This window comes from Amycolatopsis sp. lyj-23 (genome assembly GCF_046549135.1).
Taxonomy (GTDB): Bacteria; Actinomycetota; Actinomycetes; order Mycobacteriales; family Pseudonocardiaceae; genus Amycolatopsis.
On record NZ_JAJPWN010000001.1, the window covers coordinates 51,715 to 67,784 of the forward strand.

General features: G+C 73.2%; 16 protein-coding genes. 6 read left to right on the forward strand and 10 right to left on the reverse strand.

What is annotated here, in order from left to right; translation table 11 throughout:
• Window positions 1-45 precede the first annotated feature (45 nt).
• Complete coding sequence (locus ACLJPY_RS00195; protein WP_410585888.1) at window positions 46-525, forward strand: hypothetical protein; 480 nt, start codon at window positions 46-48, stop codon at window positions 523-525.
• A gap of 22 nt (window positions 526-547) precedes the next feature.
• Complete coding sequence (locus ACLJPY_RS00200) at window positions 548-1,801, forward strand: dipeptidase (protein WP_410585889.1); 1,254 nt, start codon at window positions 548-550, stop codon at window positions 1,799-1,801.
• A gap of 36 nt (window positions 1,802-1,837) precedes the next feature.
• Here the strand turns inward: ACLJPY_RS00200 and ACLJPY_RS00205 are convergent, their stop codons facing one another.
• The 3 genes from ACLJPY_RS00205 to ACLJPY_RS00215 all read right to left on the reverse strand — a co-directional run bounded on the left by ACLJPY_RS00205 (window position 1,838) and on the right by ACLJPY_RS00215 (window position 4,078).
• On the reverse strand, window positions 1,838-2,662 hold the full coding sequence (locus ACLJPY_RS00205) for a helix-turn-helix transcriptional regulator (RefSeq protein ID WP_410585890.1): 825 nt from the start codon (window positions 2,660-2,662) through the stop codon (window positions 1,838-1,840).
• A complete protein-coding gene (locus ACLJPY_RS00210) occupies window positions 2,659-3,423 on the reverse strand; it encodes an SDR family oxidoreductase (RefSeq protein WP_410585891.1) in 765 nt (254 codons plus the stop codon). The genes ACLJPY_RS00205 and ACLJPY_RS00210 overlap by 4 nt, the downstream gene beginning before the upstream one ends.
• A 76-nt stretch (window positions 3,424-3,499) precedes the next feature.
• Complete coding sequence (locus tag ACLJPY_RS00215; protein ID WP_410585892.1) at window positions 3,500-4,078, reverse strand: TetR/AcrR family transcriptional regulator; 579 nt, start codon at window positions 4,076-4,078, stop codon at window positions 3,500-3,502.
• A gap of 80 nt (window positions 4,079-4,158) precedes the next feature.
• Here ACLJPY_RS00215 and ACLJPY_RS00220 point away from each other — a divergent pair, with 80 nt between their 5' ends.
• Entirely contained in the window at window positions 4,159-5,067 is a 909-nt protein-coding gene (locus tag ACLJPY_RS00220) for an alpha/beta fold hydrolase (RefSeq protein WP_410585893.1), read from the forward strand.
• Between the two features lie 221 nt (window positions 5,068-5,288).
• Here the strand turns inward: ACLJPY_RS00220 and ACLJPY_RS00225 are convergent, their stop codons facing one another.
• Genes ACLJPY_RS00225 through ACLJPY_RS00255 form a run of 7 tightly spaced genes read right to left on the reverse strand, consistent with a single transcriptional unit; the run spans window position 5,289 to window position 10,716 of the window.
• Entirely contained in the window at window positions 5,289-5,738 is a 450-nt protein-coding gene (locus ACLJPY_RS00225; RefSeq protein ID WP_410585894.1) for a nuclear transport factor 2 family protein, read from the reverse strand.
• Entirely contained in the window at window positions 5,735-6,181 is a 447-nt protein-coding gene (locus ACLJPY_RS00230; protein WP_410585895.1) for a nuclear transport factor 2 family protein, read from the reverse strand. The genes ACLJPY_RS00225 and ACLJPY_RS00230 overlap by 4 nt, the downstream gene beginning before the upstream one ends.
• 24 nt (window positions 6,182-6,205) lie before the next feature.
• The gene (locus ACLJPY_RS00235) at window positions 6,206-7,144 is read right to left on the reverse strand and encodes an aromatase/cyclase (protein ID WP_410585896.1); all 939 of its coding nucleotides are present in this window, start codon (window positions 7,142-7,144) and stop codon (window positions 6,206-6,208) included.
• A gap of 24 nt (window positions 7,145-7,168) precedes the next feature.
• The gene (locus ACLJPY_RS00240) at window positions 7,169-7,951 is read right to left on the reverse strand and encodes an SDR family NAD(P)-dependent oxidoreductase (protein ID WP_410585897.1); all 783 of its coding nucleotides are present in this window, start codon (window positions 7,949-7,951) and stop codon (window positions 7,169-7,171) included.
• 17 nt (window positions 7,952-7,968) lie between these two features.
• On the reverse strand, window positions 7,969-8,223 hold the full coding sequence (locus ACLJPY_RS00245) for an acyl carrier protein (RefSeq protein WP_410585898.1): 255 nt from the start codon (window positions 8,221-8,223) through the stop codon (window positions 7,969-7,971).
• Window positions 8,210-9,454, reverse strand: coding sequence for a ketosynthase chain-length factor (locus tag ACLJPY_RS00250; RefSeq protein WP_410585899.1), 1,245 nt, complete (start codon window positions 9,452-9,454; stop codon window positions 8,210-8,212). Before ACLJPY_RS00250 ends, ACLJPY_RS00245 begins: the two co-directional genes overlap by 14 nt.
• Complete coding sequence (locus ACLJPY_RS00255) at window positions 9,451-10,716, reverse strand: beta-ketoacyl-[acyl-carrier-protein] synthase family protein (protein WP_410585900.1); 1,266 nt, start codon at window positions 10,714-10,716, stop codon at window positions 9,451-9,453. Before ACLJPY_RS00255 ends, ACLJPY_RS00250 begins: the two co-directional genes overlap by 4 nt.
• A gap of 187 nt (window positions 10,717-10,903) precedes the next feature.
• Between ACLJPY_RS00255 and ACLJPY_RS00260 the strand changes: the two genes are divergently transcribed.
• The 3 genes from ACLJPY_RS00260 to ACLJPY_RS00270 all read left to right on the forward strand — a co-directional run bounded on the left by ACLJPY_RS00260 (window position 10,904) and on the right by ACLJPY_RS00270 (window position 16,057).
• Window positions 10,904-11,629 carry an SDR family NAD(P)-dependent oxidoreductase gene (locus ACLJPY_RS00260; RefSeq protein ID WP_410585901.1) on the forward strand — a complete coding sequence of 242 codons (726 nt, stop codon included), beginning with the start codon at window positions 10,904-10,906 and terminating at the stop codon, window positions 11,627-11,629.
• Between the two features lie 133 nt (window positions 11,630-11,762).
• Window positions 11,763-14,951 carry an AfsR/SARP family transcriptional regulator gene (locus ACLJPY_RS00265; RefSeq protein WP_410585902.1) on the forward strand — a complete coding sequence of 1,063 codons (3,189 nt, stop codon included), beginning with the start codon at window positions 11,763-11,765 and terminating at the stop codon, window positions 14,949-14,951.
• Between the two features lie 290 nt (window positions 14,952-15,241).
• Window positions 15,242-16,057, forward strand: coding sequence for an AfsR/SARP family transcriptional regulator (locus ACLJPY_RS00270; protein WP_410585903.1), 816 nt, complete (start codon window positions 15,242-15,244; stop codon window positions 16,055-16,057).
• Window positions 16,058-16,070: the final 13 nt, after the last annotated feature.

The window sequence follows — 16,070 nt, forward strand, 5'->3', positions numbered from 1 at the left end:
GTCGCGGACCACTTCGATTCCTCCAGCGGACAACGAAAGGACACCATGGAAGACGACGTGATGGCCCGGGTGACGGCCGCCGTGCAGCGGGGGCAGGCGGGCGAACGGGCCTCCGCCCGCGTGGAACTGGAAACGATGTGGACCGAGGTCGAGCGGGGCGGGGGCGACGACTTCCACCGGTGCGTGATCGCGCACTTCCTGGCGGATCTGCAGGAGAACCAGCAGGACGAGCTCCGGTGGGACGAGCGCGCCCTGGCGGCGGTCGACGGCGTGACCGACGAGCGCGCGCAGGAGTTCGACGGGTCCTTGCGGGTGCGCGGGTTCATGCCGTCGCTGTACCTGAGCCTCGCCGACGATCACCGGCGGCTCGGCGACGCCGGCCGCGCTCGCGAATTCTTCGAGAAGGCCCGAGCCACGGCCGACGCCCTGGGCGACGACGCTTACGGCGGGCTGGTCAAAGGCATTCTGGACAAGGTGGGCCGGGCATTGGCCGAGGGCTCGGCCGAGCCGCTGCCGGATCGTTGACGTGCGCCGCACTCCTACCGGCGTGAGGACGCCGAACAGCGACCACCGCGCCGCGCTCTGGGTGGCCGACGCCTTCGCCGAGGCCGGGTTCGACACCCACCTCGCCGACACCCCGGACGGCAGCCGGGCGGTGCTCGGTTCCCGGCCGTGCGGCCGGGCCGACGCCCCGGCCGTGCTGCTCTACGCGCACTACGACGTCCAGCCGCCCCTGGCGGACGACGAGTGGCGGACACCGCCGTTCCGGCTGACCGAAGTGGACGGACGCTGGTACGGCCGCGGCGCGGCCGACTGCAAGGGGAACATCCTCATGCACCTCACCGCCCTGCGCGCGCTCGGCGACGACGTGCCGGTCGACTCCAAGCTGGTGGTCGAGGGCTCCGAGGAACAGGGCACCGGCGGGCTGGAGGCGTTCGTCCCCGAGCACCCGGAGCTGCTGCGTGCCGACGCGATCCTGGTCGGGGACACCGGCAACGCGGCGGTCGGGCACCCCGCGGTCACGGTCAGCCTCCGCGGCATGGTCAACGTCGTCGTCGACGTCGAGGCGCTGCCGTCCGCCCTGCACTCCGGCATGTTCGGCGGCCCCGCCCCGGACGCGCTCGCCGCGCTGGTGGCCGTGCTGGCCACCCTGCGCGACGACGACGGGACCACCACGGTCCACGGCCTCCCCCGGGACGGCCGCTGGTCCGGCGCCCCGTACCCGGCGGCGCAGTTCCGGGCCGACGCGGGCCTGCCCGACGGCACGGTCCTGCTCGGCGACGGCGAGGTGGCGGACACGCTGTGGGCACGTCCGGCGCTGACGGTCCTCGGCATCGCCTGTCCCCCGGCCACCGGCTCCGCGGCGGCGCTCGTCCCGCACGCCAGGGCCCGGCTGAACCTGCGCATCCCGCCGGGCGTCGACCCGCACCAGGCGGCGTGCGCGCTGAGCGAGCACCTGCTGGCCGCCGCGCCGTGGGGCGTGGAGGTCACGGTCGAAGTCGAGGCGCTCGGCGAGCCGTTCCTGGCCGACACCACCGGACCGGCGCACCGCGCGATGAGCGAAGCCCTGCAGACGGCCTACGGCCGCCCGGTGTCCCGGCTCGGCCAGGGCGGTTCGATCCCGCTGTGCACCGTCCTCGCCGAGACCTACCCGGACGCGGAGCTCCTGCTGATCGGCGTCGAGGAACCGCAGGCGCGCATCCACGCGCCGAACGAGAGCGTGGCCCCGGCGGAGATCGCGGCGATGGCGCTGGCCGAAGCGCTGTTCCTGCGGAACTACGGTGCCGGTTCTGTCGGCTGAGGAGGCGGAACCGGTTCGGCCTGTCGAGAACGCGGCCTAGCTGTTCGGTTCCACCAGAGAAGCCAGCAGAGACAGCTTTTCGGCGCTCTCGCTGCCCGCGTCGGCGTAGTAGAGCACGAGAAGGACCCCGTCCACGGGCAGCTTGTCGCGGTGCAGGTGCAACCGGCCGAGGACGGGGTGGTGCACGGTGGTCGTGCCGCCCGCGAGGAGCCGGACGTCGTGGCGGGCCCACAGCTCGCGGAACCGCCCGCTCGTCAGGGACAGCTCGCCGACCAGCTCCACGAACCTCGGGTGGTCGACGTCGACGCCGATCGACTCCCGCAACGCGGCGATGAACCCCGCCGCGGCCGCGGCCCAGTCCTCGTGGAACGCCTGCTCCTCCGGGTCCAGCAGGAGCGAGCGCAGGCGGTTCTCGCCGGGCCGCAGGCGGGGCGAGAACGCGGTCGCCAGGTCGTTGGCCGCGAGGACGTCGAAGGCCCGGCCCTCCACGAACGCCGGCACCCCCACGGTCGCGAGCAGGTGGTGCAGCCGGGCCGGCACGCGCTCGGGCGCCGCCCGGCGCCGCCGGCTGCGCGGTGGCGGCGTCGCCAGGCTGTGCAGGTAGCCGCGCTCGGCCTCGTCGAGGCGCAGCACGCGAGCGAGCGCGTCGAGCACCTGCGGCGAGGGGTGGGTGTCGCGACCACGCTCGAGCCGCAGGTAGTAGTCGGCGCTGATGCCGGCCAGCATCGCGAGCTCTTCGCGACGCAGGCCCGGCACCCGGCGGGTGCCGCCCGCCGGGATGCCGGCCTGCTCGGGCGTGACGAGACCGCGGCGCGCACGCAGGTAGGCGCCGAGCCGGTTCCCGTCCGCGTTCGCGGTCATGGGCGGGAACCGCGACCCGGCAGCATCGCCAGTGCCTGCGAGCGCTGGGCCACGAGCTCGTCGTAGGTCCCGTCGCGTTCGGCCCACCGGTGCATGAGGACCCCCGGCACGAGCAGCTCGCGCGGCGTCGGGTCCTGCGCCAGCAAATCCATGACTTGGGCGCCGTAGTCGTCGAGGGCGAGAGCGTGCGGGTTGCTGCCGCCGATCGTGGTCGCGACGGCCGGCGGCACGAGCTCGGCGACCTCCACCCCGGTGCCGGCCAGCTGCGCCCGCAGGGCCTCCGTGTAGGCGTGCACGGCGGCCTTGGAGGCGCCGTAGCTGGGCATGAGCGGGAAGGGGAGGAAGCCGATCCCCGAGCTGACCGTGACGATGGTGCCGCTGCCGAGGGCGAGCAGGTGCGGCGTGAACGCGTCGACGACCCGGATGGTGCCCAGGACGTTGACCTCGATGGTCGTGCGGGCCGTGTCGAAGTGGGCCGGGTCGTGGAGGTCCTCGGGGGCCCCGGTGCCTGCCATGGTGATGACCGTATCGACGCTCGAGTGGGCTCGCAGCACCTCGTCACGCGCCCGGGTCACGGACCCGGCGTCGGCCACATCGATCTCGACGGTGGTGAACCCTTCGCCGTCGAGCCGGGCGAGGAGGTCGGTGCGCCGGCCGCCGACGACGACGGTGCTGCCGGCGGCGCGGAACCGGCGGGCCAGCTCGAGGCCGATGCCGGAGGTCGCCCCGGCGACGAAAACGGTGCGGGAAGTGATGTCCATGGCTCGACGGTAGGCCCGACACCGGTGGGTTCAGGGGGCCCTGCGAGGACCCCGGAAGTCAGGGCCGCACAACCCCTCAACGGCCACGCGTCGCACCGCGGGCGGCGACGGCGGCGACGGTGGCCAGGTCGTCACCCGAAAACCCGGCGCGGCTCAGTACCGCCAGTGACTTGTTCGTGGCCAGCGCGCACAACGCCAGCTCGGCCGCCTCCTGCTCGTCGGCCCCCGCCGCCAGGAACGCCTTCTCCAGCATGGCCCGCAAGGCGTCGATCAGGCCGCGGACCATCGCCTGGCTCTCCGCGTCCAAGGCCGGGAACTGCGCGGCCGACAGCGTCAGCAAGCAGCCGTCGGGGACCGCCGGGTCGGCGATGCGGTTCAGGGTGACCTGCAGGTACGCGGCCACCACGGCACCCGGGCTCGGGTGCGGGCCGGCCAGCGCCCGTTCGTAGCGCGGGTGGTAGGTCTGCGCGTACCGCTGGAGGCTCTCCCGGAACAAGGTGCTCTTGTCGCCGAAGGTGCCGTAGAGCGAACTGCGGCCGAGGCCGGTGCCTTCGGTCAGGCGGTCGATCGAGGCGTCGGAATAGCCCCAGCGCCAGAAGACGTGCATCGCGCCCCGCAACGCCTCGTCCACGTCGAATTGCTTGCGGCCTGCCATGGTTTCAGCCTACACATCTTGCACCGATCGTTCCAACATGGCATGGTCGCCGCATGACAACTTGTACCGAACGTTCCAAGATGATCGCCCAGGCCACCCTGGGCTCGCTGCGGCTGCCCGACGGCTTCACCGATGTCTTCACCAGCCGGATGGTGACGCTGAACGGGCTGCGGCTGCACGCGGTCACCGGCGGGGACGGCCCGCCGCTGCTGCTGGTCGGCGGGTGGCCGCAGACCTGGTACGCCTGGCGGGAAGTGCTGCCCGCCCTCGCCCGGCGGCACACCGTCGTCGCCGTCGACCCGCGCGGGGCCGGGCTCTCCGACCGGCCCGAGGACGGCTACGACGCCGGCACGCTGGCCGCCGACCTGGTCGCACTGATGGCCGCGCTCGGGCACGACCGGTTCGACGTCGTCGGCCACGACGTCGGCATGTGGACCGGCTACGCACTGGCGGCCGACCACCCCGAGCGGGTGGGCAGGCTCACCGTCGTCGACGCCATCATCCCCGGTGTCACGCCGACCCCGTCGGTCTTCGGCACGGCCGCGGTCAACCAGCGGCTCTGGCACTTCGGCTTCAACCGGCTCACCGGCCTCAACGAGGAGCTGGTCCGGGGGCGGGAGGCGCTCTTCTTCGGCACCCAGTTCGCCACCAAGGGCGCCACCCCCACCGCGATTCCCGCGTACGCCGTCGACGTCTACGTCGACGCCATCGTCTCGCACCCCCGCGGGCTGCACGCGAGCTTCGCCTACTACCGGGCGCTCGACGAGACGATCGCGCAGAACGAACGGCGCAAGCAGACCCGGCTGACGCTGCCGGTGCTCGCCATCGGCGGCGCGCGGTACTGCGGCACGCAGGTTGCCGAAACCATGCGACTGGTCGCCGACGACGTCACCGAAGCGGTCCTCGACGACTGCGGCCACTACGTGGCCGAGGAGCAGCCGGCGCGCTTCACCGAGGTCCTGGAGGAGTTCCTGGGCGGCAACCGGTAGGCGGCGCGGGCCGAAGCAGCGTGCACGGTAGCTCGACGGTCACGTAGGTTTCCCGGTCGCCCCCGTCGTCGAGCGCTGCCTGGACCACATCATCGGCGAACTGACCGACGGCACCGCGGTCCCGCAGCCGCCTTCCCGTCCGTGAACCCGGGATCGCTCCGGCCACGGGTGGGCCGGAGCGATCCCGGCGCGTCCGGTCCACTGAGGACACCGGTCGGTGTTCACGCTCCCCGCGAAGCTGCCGCGTCGTGGACGATCGTGCGCCGGCGGATCTGCAGGCGGCCCTCCTGCTCCGTCAGCAGGTCCTCCCCCACCGTGCTGTTGTGCACCGTGGTCGGGCCGCCCTCCGGCGTCTCCACGTTCAGCGCGTAGAACCTCGTCCGCAGCCCGCCGTCCGCCGGGGTCGCTACGACCACGTCGATCCAGTACCGGCGGGTCACCCTCGTGTCGGCCCGCTTGCGGATCGCGCCGCGCAGCGCGTCCGCGATCGCCGTCCGGCCGGTGCGCTCGGCGGTCGCGTTCTGGGCGAACCGGCGGCCCGGTACCGCCTGCTGGACGAACACCGCGTCCTGGGCGAAGGTCGCGGCCCAGTCGTCGACGCGGCCGTCGTCCAGGGCGTGGATCTGCTCGGCGTAGAACTGCAGGACCTCCGCGTACGACCGCGCCGTCATGCGCGGCCGTCGTGGGTGATCCAGCGGCTGCGCACCAGCCAGCGGTCGCCTTCGCGGACCAGCACGTCGTCGCACGCGGTGCTCAGGTGCACCGCCGCCTGGCCGCCGCGCGGGGTTTCCAGGACCAGGGCGTAGTACCGCGTGTGGACGGTGCCGTCCGGCTGCGGGTGGACGGCGAGCATGCCGATCCAGTGCCGGCGGGTCACGCCCGACTCGCGCTGCCGCTCGACGGCGGCCCGCATCCGGGTGCCGATCAGCACCCGGCCGACCCTGGGCTCCGGCCGGATGTCCTGGCCGAACTCGCCGTCCTCGGTGAAGGTCGCGGCCCACAGCTCGGCTTCGCCGTCGTCGAGCAGCTGCATCTGCCGGGCGTAGAACTGCTGCAGCTCCGAATACAACGCTCCGACGGCGGGACTGTCGGTCAGGATTCCGGTCTGGGTCATGTCTTCTCCTTCGTCGTCGGCCGGTCAGGACGGGCGCCGCTGCTCGGCGTAGTCCTTCGCGAGTTCGAGCGTGGCCAGGCTGTTGCCGCTGAGGGCTCGCTGCACGAACGCCCGCGCGTCCTCGACCGTTGCGTCCGCGCCGAGCACCTCGGGAATCGCCGAGGCCTTGAGCACCACGGTGTGCTGCGAGGAGACGTCCACCCCGTCCGGGGTCGGCTCGATCGTCCACAGTCCGTTGTGGACTTCCAGCAGCGCCGGCAGCTTCAGCTGCTTGTAGACGATCCGCTCGCCGGTGAACCCCACCCGGACCGACTTCGTCGTGTGCAGGGACCCGTCCTTGGTGCGGGTGTCCATCTCCAGCGTCTGCACGCCTTCGGTGTCCTCGGTCAGCGCGACCCGCGCCACGTGCGGCAAGCGTTCCTCCCAGTGCTGCGCCTGGTACAGGAAGTCGTAGACGTCCTTCGGCTCGCCGAGGACCCGGACGATGTCCTCGAACTCCAGGAACAGCTCGCCCTGGCCCTGCTCGGCCGTGCGGCGCAGCGCGTCGAGTTCGGCGTGGCTGTTGCGGTCGATCGCCTGCTCGATCCACGCGACGTTCTCCGCGCTGTCGCCGACGGCGGTGAAGTCGTGGCGCAGCACGACCCGGCTGCGGCCCTCGCCGTCCTCGAGGACTTCCCACTCCCCGCCCATCGACGCGACCGGTGGCTGCGACACCACCTGCCGGAACGCCACCCGGTGCGCCGCGGGGTCGAGCGTCCGCCGCGACGTCCAGCTCTTCACCTCGCCGTTCGCGGTCGCCCAGATGCGGATGAGCTCCTCGGTGTGCCCGCGTTCGACGTGCTCGACGTGCACGGTGGGCGGGAAGACCCGCGGCCAGTTCGTGACGTCGGCGATGAGGCCGTAGACGGCGGCGGGCGGTGCGGCGACGGCGATCTCGTGGCTGGTCTGCCTCGGTCCGGGCATGGCCTGCGCTCCTTCCGTGGTGGGTCAGTAGTTGCCGAGACCGCCGCAGACGTTGATCGCCTGTGCGGTGATGGACGCGGCGGTGTCGGACACCAGGTAGCCCACGAACCCGGCCACCTCCTGCGGCGTCGAGTAGCGGCCGAGCGGGATCTTGGCGTTGAACCGGTCGAGGACGTCGTCCTCCGTGGTCTCCCAGACGGTCGCGTAACCCTGCCGCACCCGCTGGGCCATCGGGGTTTCGACGTAACCGGGGCAGACGGCGTTGACCGTGATGCCGGTCTTGGCCAGCTCGAGCCCGAGCGCCTTGGTGAACCCGACGACCCCGTGCTTGGACGCCGAATAGGGCGCACCCAGCACGACCCCCTGCTTGCCGCCGGTCGAGGCGATGTTGATCACCCGGCCGTGGCCGCGCGCCAGCATGCCGCCCGCGGACAGCACCTGCTTCGTCACGCGGAACACGCTGGTGAGGTTGGTTTCGATGACGTCGGTCCACAGGTCGTCGGCGATCTGCGCGGTCGGCCCGCCGCCGCTGCGGCCGGCGTTGTTGACCAGGATGTCGAGCGGTCCGAAGCGGTCGACCGCGGCCGCGACGAGCGACTCGACGTCCGGCACCGAGGTGACGTCGGCCGCGGTCCCGGCCACGTCGTACCCCTGCGCCCGCAGTTCCTTGACGGTCTGCTCGACGTTGTGGCCGTTGCGGGCGCACAGGAACACCTGCGCACCGAGCTCGGCGAGGGTGCGGGCGATCTCCAGCCCGATTCCGCTGGTCGCCCCGGTGACCAGGGCGGCGCGCCGTTCCTCCGGCATGGTGGTGCTCCTCTCCTTCAGACCAGTTCGGCGAAACGGCTGTTGACCAGGTCGAGGAACGCCCGCGGGTGGTCCGCCTCGGCGACCAGGTCGTCGGGGAGCGCGACACCGTACTCGCGCTGGATCCGGCCGGCCGCTTCCATCAGCGCGAGCGAGTCGTAGCCGAGCTCGTCGAAGGCGGTGTCGAGGAACTCGCCGTCGCCTTCGGCGGCACCGGCGACTTCCTCCAGCAGGGACCGCAGGGCTGCGGCGGTCAGTTCACGGTCGCTCATCGATTTCCTCCTCGGGCAGCGGGACTTCCGGGCCGGTGACGACCATCGCCGAGGCGAAGCCGCCTTCCCCGCGCGCGAGCACGAGAGCGGTCCGGAGGGACAGGGGGCGCGGATCGCCGAGGACCAGGTCGAGCTCGTGGTCCGGGTGCACGGCGGCGACGCCGGTGGTGGGCGGGACGACGCCGTCGCGCAACGCCAGCAGCGCCGTGACGACGTCCAGCGAGCCCGCGCCGGAGTACAGCCGGCCGGTCATCGACTTCGGCGCGGTGACCGGCACGCCGTGCGGCCCGAACAGCTCGCGCAGGACCGCCGCCTCGGCGCGGTCCAGGTCCGGGACGCCGTACGCGTCGGCGAAGACGACGTCGACATCGGCGGGTTCGAGGCCGGCGTCCGCCAGCGCGAGCCGGGCCGCGCGGTGCAGGGCCGCGCCCGTTCCCGGCTCCGGGTCGAACGCCGCGGCGTGGCCCGCGATGGTTCCGTAGCCCGGGCCGAGACCGCGCTCCCGGGCGTGGGCGGCGTCCTCGACGATGAGGATCGCGCCGCCTTCGCCGGGGACGAAGCCGTCGGCGCCGGCCCCGAAGGGCTGGTAGGCGGAGCCGGGGTCGGTGCCGCGGCTGAGCCGTCCGCCGGCGATCTGGGCGACCCAGCCCCAGGGGCACAGCGCGCTGTCCACCCCGCCGGCCACCACCAGCGGGGTGCCGCGGCGGATGTGCCGACGGGCCTGGGCGAGCGCGTCGAGGCCGCCGGCCTGGTCGCTCACCAGCACGCCGCTCGGCCCGCGCATCCCGTTGCGGATCGAGATCTGCCCCGTGTTGACCGCGTAGAACCAGGCGAACGACTGGTAGGCGCTGACGTGCTGCGGTCCCTTGCTCCACAGCTTTTCCAGTTCCCGCTGCCCGAATTCGAAGCCGCCGGACGCGCTCGCGGTGACCACGCCCATCCCGAACTCGGGCAGCGCGGCCGGCTCGACGCCGGCGTCGGCCAAGGCCCAGTCGGAGGCGGTCAGCGCGAGCCGGGTCATGTGGTCGGTCTGCGGCAGCAGCTTGCCGGGCAGGTGCTCCTCGGGCGCGTAGCCCGAGATCTCCCCGGCCAGCCGGGCGGGGTACTGCGCCGGGTCGAAGCGGGTGATCCGGCCGATGCCGCTTTCCCCGCGCAGGGTCGCGGCCCAGTAGTCCTCGACGCCCAGGCCGTTCGGGGCGAGCACCCCGGCCCCGGTCACGACGGCGGTCACGACGCCCGTCCCGGCGCGACGAGCACGACGGCGGTCTGGAAGCCGCCGAACCCGCTGCCCACGGTCAGCACGGTGTCGAGCCGCCGTTCGCGGGCTTCGAGCGGGACGTAGTCGAGGTCGCATTCCGGATCGGGCTCGTGGAGGTTGGCCGTCGGGGGCACGACGCCGTGCTCGATCGCCAGCGCGCAGGCGGCGATCTCGATGGAGCCGATCGCGCCGAGCGAGTGCCCGATCATCGACTTGATCGAGCTCACCGGCGTCCGGTAGGCGTGCTCGCCGAGGCTGCGTTTGAACGCCGCCGTCTCGTGCCGGTCGTTCTGCTTGGTGCCCGAGCCGTGCGCGTTGACGTAGTCGACGTCGGACGGCGCGACGCGCGCCTCGTCGAGGGCCACCCGGATGGCCTCGGCCATCTCCCGGCCGTCGGGCCGGAGCCCGGTCATGTGGAAGGCGTTGCACCGCGAAGCGTGCGCGGCGATCTCGGCGTAGATGTGCGCGCCACGGCGCCGGGCGCGGCCGAGCTCTTCGAGGACGAACACCGCGGCGCCTTCACCGAGCACGAAACCGTTGCGGCTGCGGTCGAACGGCCGCGAAGCGTGCTCCGGGTCGTCGTTGCGCGGGGTCGTCGCCTTGATGGCGTCGAAGCAGCCGAGGGTGATCGGCGAGATCGGGGCGTCGGTGGCCCCGGTGACCATCACGTCGGCCGAGCCTTCCCGGATCAGCTCGGCGGCGTAGCCGACCGAGTCCAGCCCCGACGTGCAGCCGGCGGACACGACGCCGGCCGGGCCGCGCGCGCCGGAGGCCACCGCGACCTCCGCGGCGATCGAGCTGGGCACCAGGTACCCGTAGAGGTGCGGGACGCCGTAGGTGTGGTCGACCAGCCACGCGCGGCCGGCGTCGCTCACCACCGCGTACTCCTCCTCCAGGCCCATCGTGCAGCCGACCGCGCTGCCGATGGCCACGCCGGTCCGCTCGGGCACGTCCGTTCCCGTGCCGAGCCCGCTGTCCTCGAGCGCCTCCCGGGTGGCCGCGACGGCCAGCTGGGCCGCGCGGTCCATCCGGCGGACCTCGCGCGGCCCGAGGCCGTGCGCGGCCGGGTCGAAGTCGCACTCCCCGGCGACCTGCGAGCGGAACGGCGCCGGGTCGAAGAAGCTGATGGTCCTGGTCGCCGTCCGTCCGGTCGTCAGCAGGTCCCAGAACTGCTTCACCCCGTTTCCCCCCGGTGCCAGCACACCGATTCCCGTGATCACCACGCGCCTGCTCATCGCGTTCCTCCCGGCTTGCGAACTCCTCAGCGAGCCTGGCAAAGGGGAACGGAGATCCGGCCCGCCGCACGCTAAAGCCGCGGTGAACCGCCGCCGGGCGGCCCTTCGCCCGCGCTTTAGCCGTGGCCGACCGGTGTCGGCGACGATCACCGGGTGAGGCAACCGACGAGTCCACAGTGGAGGGACGATGACCGGGTCGGGACGGGTGGCCGTGATCACGGGCGGGGCGCGCGGGCTCGGCCGCGAGCTGAGCGAAGCCTTCGCCGCGGCCGGTTACCGGGTGGCCGCGGCCGGCCGTGACGAGAGCGCGGCCGAGGGGCTCGACCGGAGCCGGATCGGCTTCCACAAGGCGGACGTCACGGACGCCGGCTCGGTGCGCGCGCTGTTCGACGAGGTGGCCGAGCTGCACGGGCGGGTGGACGTGCTGGTGGCCAACGCGGGGATCAGCGTACCGGGCCCGGTGGCCACCGCCCCGGCCGGAGACTGGGCCGCCGTCGTGCACACCAACGTGGTGGGCACCTTCCACAGCGTCCAAGCCGCGGTACCGCACCTCGAGCGGACCGGCGGGCGGATCCTCACCCTGTCCTCCGCGCTGGCCACCCGCGTCACGCCGTTCGCTTCGGCGTACTCGGCGTCCAAGGCCGCGATCGAGACGCTGACCCGCACGGCCGCCGTCGAACTCGCTCCGCGCGGGATCACCGTGAACTGCCTCGCGCCGGGGATCATCGACGCCGGCATGGGCCGGTCGCTCGCCGCGAACGAAGCGGTGTGGCCGCGGTACGCGAAACGCCTGGCCATGGGGCGGCCCGGCCGCGGAGCCGAGGTCGCCGCCGCGGCGCTGTTCCTCGCCGGCCCCGACGCCGGGTACGTCAACGGCCACGTGCTGGAGGTCAACGGCGGCCTCGACTGGTGAGGTTCCACGATGTGAATTCCCGGAAACGCCGTTGACGGCCACGTCGCAGCATCCTTAGCTTGGTCGGGTCGGCCGGGGCCCGGCGGCGGTTTCCGCGGAGATCGGTGCGCCGCGCGGGGGAGGTGATGACGCGATGGCTGTCGTGGAATTCCGGCTGCTCGGCCCGTTCGAGGTCGTCGTCGACGGCGTTGCGGTCCCGGTCCGGTCCGGGAAGCTGCGGGTCCTGCTGGCGTCCCTGCTGCTGCGCGCCGACGACGTCGTTCCCACCGGCACCCTGATCGAGCGGATGTGGGACGGCGCCCCGGTTTCCGACAGCCGGGCGACCCTGCACGTCCACATGACGCGGTTGCGGCAGTTCCTCGCCCGCACCGGTTCCGGCGCCACCGTGCGCACGGTTCCCGGTGGGTACGTCCTCGACGTCCCGCCCGGGAGCGTCGACCTGGCCAGGTTCGCCGAGGCCGCGAAGGCCGCGGCCGCCGCGCACGACGAAGGCGACGTCGGCACCGAAGCGGCATTGCTCGCCGGCGCGCTCGCCCTCTGGCGCGGACCGGCGCTGGCCGACGTACCCAGCGACGCGCTGCACCGCGACGAGGTCCCGCCGCTGGACGAGCAGCACCTGCGGCTCGCCGAACGCTGGTTCGACATCGAACTGCAGCGCGGCCGGCACGCGGAGGTCGTGACGGACCTGCAGGCCTTCACCGCCCGCTACCCACTCCGGGAGCGGCTGTGGGGCCAGCTGATGCTGGCGCTGCACCGCGGCCGACGGCACGCGGAAGCGCTCGCGGTGTACCGGTCGCTGCGGCAGGTGCTGGCGGAGCAGCTCGGGATCAGCCCCGGCCCGCAGGTCTCGCGGCTCTACCAGGAGATCCTCGAAGGCTCACCCGGTGCCGGCGGCGAAGGTGCGCGGGACGCGAACGCCGGCTGGCGCTTCCTGTGCCAGCTGCCCGCCGACTCCGCCACGTTCGTCGGCCGGGCGGACGTGATCGACGAGGTCAGCGAGCTGCTGGCGCCCGAAGGACCGGTCTCCGGCGTGCCGGTGGTCCGGCTGTCGGGCTCTCCGGGCGTCGGCAAGACCGCGCTGGCGGTGCGCATCGCCCACCGGCTGCGGTCGGCGTTCCCGGACGGCCAGTGGTACGTGCGCCTCAACGGGGCGCAGAAGAACCGCCGCCGGCCCGGTGACGTGCTTTCGGAGCTGTTGCGGGCCTCGGGCCTGGACGCCTCCGCGATCCCCGACGACGTCGACGACCGGTCGGCGGTGTACCGCGCCCGGCTGGCCGACCGGCGCGTCCTGATCGTGCTGGACGACGCCGGTGACTTCGAACAGGTCGCCGCGCTGCTGCCGGGCACGCCGGGGTGCGCGGTCCTGGTGACCGCGCGGACCCAGCTGTCGGACCTGGTCGCGCTGTCCGGCGCGCGCCCGGTGACGCTCGGCGTGCTGTCGGAAAGCGAAGCGGTGACCGTCATCGGCCGGCTGGTCGGCCCGGACCGGGTCGCCGTCGACCCGGGCGCGGTCGCCGAGCTGGCCAAGCTCTGCGCCTACCTGCCCCTCGCCCTGCGCATCGCCGCCGCGAACCTGGCCGGCCGGCCGCACACCACCGTCGCGGCGTACGTGGCCGAACTCCGCCACGGTGACCTCCTCGCGGAGCTGGCCGCGGGCGGCGGGTCCCGCACGGCCGTCCGGGCGGCCTTCGAGCTGTCCTACCGGGCCCTCAGCCCGGCGGCCCGCCGGCTGTTCCGCCTGCTGGGCCTGGCACCGGGGCCGGACCTGACCGCCCCGGTGGCCGCCCGGCTGGCGGGGATCCCGGTGGAACAGGCCTACCCCATGCTGCACCAGCTGGCCGAGGCCCAGCTGGTCGAACCCTCGACGGCGGGGCGGTTCCGCTTCCACGACCTCCTCCGGCTCTACGCCGCCGAGCGCGCCCACGACGAGGACACCGGCGAAGCCCGTGCCGAAGCGCTGGACCGGCTCTACAACTGGTACCTGCACAGCGCCGACGCCGCCATCGGCCGCTGCTACGAGAACCTGGTCCACATCGGACTGCCGACCGTCCGGCCCGACACCTGCGTACCGAGTTTCGCCGACAGCGGGGAAGCGCTTGCCTGGCTGGACGAGGAACGGGCGAACCTGCTTGCGATCGCCGGGCAGGCCGCGACCAACGGGCTCGCGCCGTACAGCTGGGCACTGGCCGACACGCTGCGCGGGTACCTCTGGCTCGAGCGGCACCACGAAGAGTGGCTGACCGCGGTCCTGGCCGGGCTCGGCGCCGCGCGGAAGGAGGGCGACGCCGACGCCGCGAACGTCATGCGCTTCGGGCTGGGGCTGGTGCAGCGCTGCCTCGGTGACCCCGTCGAATCGAACGCCCAGCTGTCGCTGGCCCTGGCCCACTTCCGCCGGCAGGGCATGGAGGCGTTCGAGGCGGCGACCCTGAACGCCATCGGCATCCTGCACCTGCACAAGGACCTCGGCAGCCTCGACGACGCGATCACCGTCCTCGACCGGGCATTGGAGATCTCCCGGCGGCTGCGGATCCCCCACGTCGAAGCGAGGACGTTGCGCAACCTCGGCGCGGTCCGCCACGCGCGCGGCGACCTGGTGCCCGCCGCCGAGCACTTCGCGGAGTCGCTGGAGGTCTACCGGCGGGTCGGCGCCGGGCATTCCGAGCCGGACATCCTGTCCCGGCTGGGCCTGGTGTTCGCCGACCGCGGCCGGTTCCCCGAGGCGGCGGGCTACCTGGAACGCGCTCTGGAACTCGGGATCCGCGTCCGCGCGGTCAACCACCAGGCGATCGCGCACTACGGCCTGGCCGTGGTGCTGGCCCACACCTGCCGGGTGCAGGAGGCGGCCGAGCACGCCCGCCAAGGGCTGCGGCTGGCCGGTGAAGCGAGCTACCGGGCCGTGGAGGCCAACTGCCTCAACGCGATGGCCTCGACCGCCCGGTGCGAGGACCGGCCCGAACGGGCCCGCGCCTACCACCTCCGGGCCTTGGCGCTGGCCCGGGAGATCGGGCAGGAGCAGGCGGAGATCGAGGCGCTCGTCGGCCTCGCGGCGGACGCGGGGTACGAGTTCGACACCGCGGCCGGTTTCGGCCGCCAAGCCTGGGAAATCGCCCGCCGTGGCGGCTTCCTCCTGCACGAAGGGCGCGCGCTGACCACCCTCGCCGCGACGCACCTCGCCGTCGGCCGGATCGACGAGGCGGCGGAGTTCGCCGCCCGCGCCCGCCAGCGGTACGAACGAACCGGGTACGGGCTCGGCAAGGCGACGCTCGACGAGCTCGTCACCCGGATCGGCGCGGCCCGGCTGGGTGCCACGAGGCCGCGCTGAACCGCTGTGCACCGCCCGTCGCGCGCCGTACCAGCCAGTGAGACGGCGCGTCCTTGCCCTTTCGAGCACGCTGCGTCAACCTTCAGCAACGGCCCGCCGCGACATTCGGCGGTTTCGTCCCTTTCATCCCCCGGTTCTTCACCGAGGGTGCCCGTCCGGCCGCCGCTCGAAGTTCGCTCGAAGTTCGCTTTAAGGGGCCTGAAAGCGGCGGCTGGAACCGTCAGGGGCAAGGAAGGCCGCGCCGCCGAGGACGCCGGACGGCCGTGGGGAACCTTGAATCGGAGGCTTCGATGCAACTCGGCGTACTCGGCTCGCTCCTCGTCTCGGCCGACGGGCGATCCTGCGTCCCACGCCCGCCCAAGCAACAGCAGCTGCTGGCCCTGCTGATCACCCACGCGAACACCGTGGTCTCCGTCGACCAGTGCATCGAAGAGCTGTGGGAGTTCGAAGCACCCAACACCGCCGTGCAGACCGTGCAGACCTACATCATGCAGCTGCGCAAGATCCTGCCGGCCCACGAACGGCGACGCCGGCTGGTCACCAAGGACCGCGGGTACGTCTTCCTCGTCGAGCCGGGCGAGCTCGACGCCGACGTGTTCGCCGGGCTGACGTCGGAAGCGCACCGCGCGGCCGCGGAGGGCCACGACGAACTCGCCGCACAGCGGCTGACCGCCGCGCTCGACCTCTGGCGCGGTCCCGCGCTGGCGGGCGTCCAGGCCGGCCCGCTGCTGCGTGCCCACCTGGTGGGGCTGGCCGAAAGCCGGCTCTCGGCGTGGGAACAGCGCATCGAGGCGGACCTGCGCCTGGGCCGCCACCACGAGCTGCTCAGCGAACTGGCGGTGCTGATCGAGCGGTACCCGATGCACGAGAACCTCTACGCGCAGTTCATCCTCGCGCTGTACCGGTCGGGCCGGCAGGCGCGGGCGCTGGAGGTCTACCACCGGCTGCGGAAGGTGCTGGCCGACGAGCTGGGCCTGTCGCCGTCGCCGCGGATGCGGCACCTGCACGAGGCGGTGCTGGCCGCGGACCCGCTGCTGGACCCGCCGGTGCGGGCGCACGGCGGCCTGTCGCTCGACCTGGCGTTCTCCCGCCGGACCGCGAGCTGAGCGGGGGTGGGTG

Coding starts and splice junctions, on each gene's coding strand:
- ACLJPY_RS00195 (WP_410585888.1), top strand. CDS start 46: ATGGAAGACGACGTGATGGCCCGGGTGACGGCCGCCGTGCAGCGGGGG.
- ACLJPY_RS00205 (WP_410585890.1), bottom strand. CDS start 2,662: ATGACCGCGAACGCGGACGGGAACCGGCTCGGCGCCTACCTGCGTGCG.
- ACLJPY_RS00210 (WP_410585891.1), bottom strand. CDS start 3,423: ATGGACATCACTTCCCGCACCGTTTTCGTCGCCGGGGCGACCTCCGGC.
- ACLJPY_RS00215 (WP_410585892.1), bottom strand. CDS start 4,078: ATGGCAGGCCGCAAGCAATTCGACGTGGACGAGGCGTTGCGGGGCGCG.
- ACLJPY_RS00220 (WP_410585893.1), top strand. CDS start 4,159: ATGATCGCCCAGGCCACCCTGGGCTCGCTGCGGCTGCCCGACGGCTTC.
- ACLJPY_RS00225 (WP_410585894.1), bottom strand. CDS start 5,738: ATGACGGCGCGGTCGTACGCGGAGGTCCTGCAGTTCTACGCCGAGCAG.
- ACLJPY_RS00230 (WP_410585895.1), bottom strand. CDS start 6,181: ATGACCCAGACCGGAATCCTGACCGACAGTCCCGCCGTCGGAGCGTTG.
- ACLJPY_RS00235 (WP_410585896.1), bottom strand. CDS start 7,144: ATGCCCGGACCGAGGCAGACCAGCCACGAGATCGCCGTCGCCGCACCG.
- ACLJPY_RS00240 (WP_410585897.1), bottom strand. CDS start 7,951: ATGCCGGAGGAACGGCGCGCCGCCCTGGTCACCGGGGCGACCAGCGGA.
- ACLJPY_RS00245 (WP_410585898.1), bottom strand. CDS start 8,223: ATGAGCGACCGTGAACTGACCGCCGCAGCCCTGCGGTCCCTGCTGGAG.
- ACLJPY_RS00255 (WP_410585900.1), bottom strand. CDS start 10,716: ATGAGCAGGCGCGTGGTGATCACGGGAATCGGTGTGCTGGCACCGGGG.
- ACLJPY_RS00260 (WP_410585901.1), top strand. CDS start 10,904: ATGACCGGGTCGGGACGGGTGGCCGTGATCACGGGCGGGGCGCGCGGG.
- ACLJPY_RS00265 (WP_410585902.1), top strand. CDS start 11,763: ATGGCTGTCGTGGAATTCCGGCTGCTCGGCCCGTTCGAGGTCGTCGTC.
- ACLJPY_RS00270 (WP_410585903.1), top strand. CDS start 15,242: ATGCAACTCGGCGTACTCGGCTCGCTCCTCGTCTCGGCCGACGGGCGA.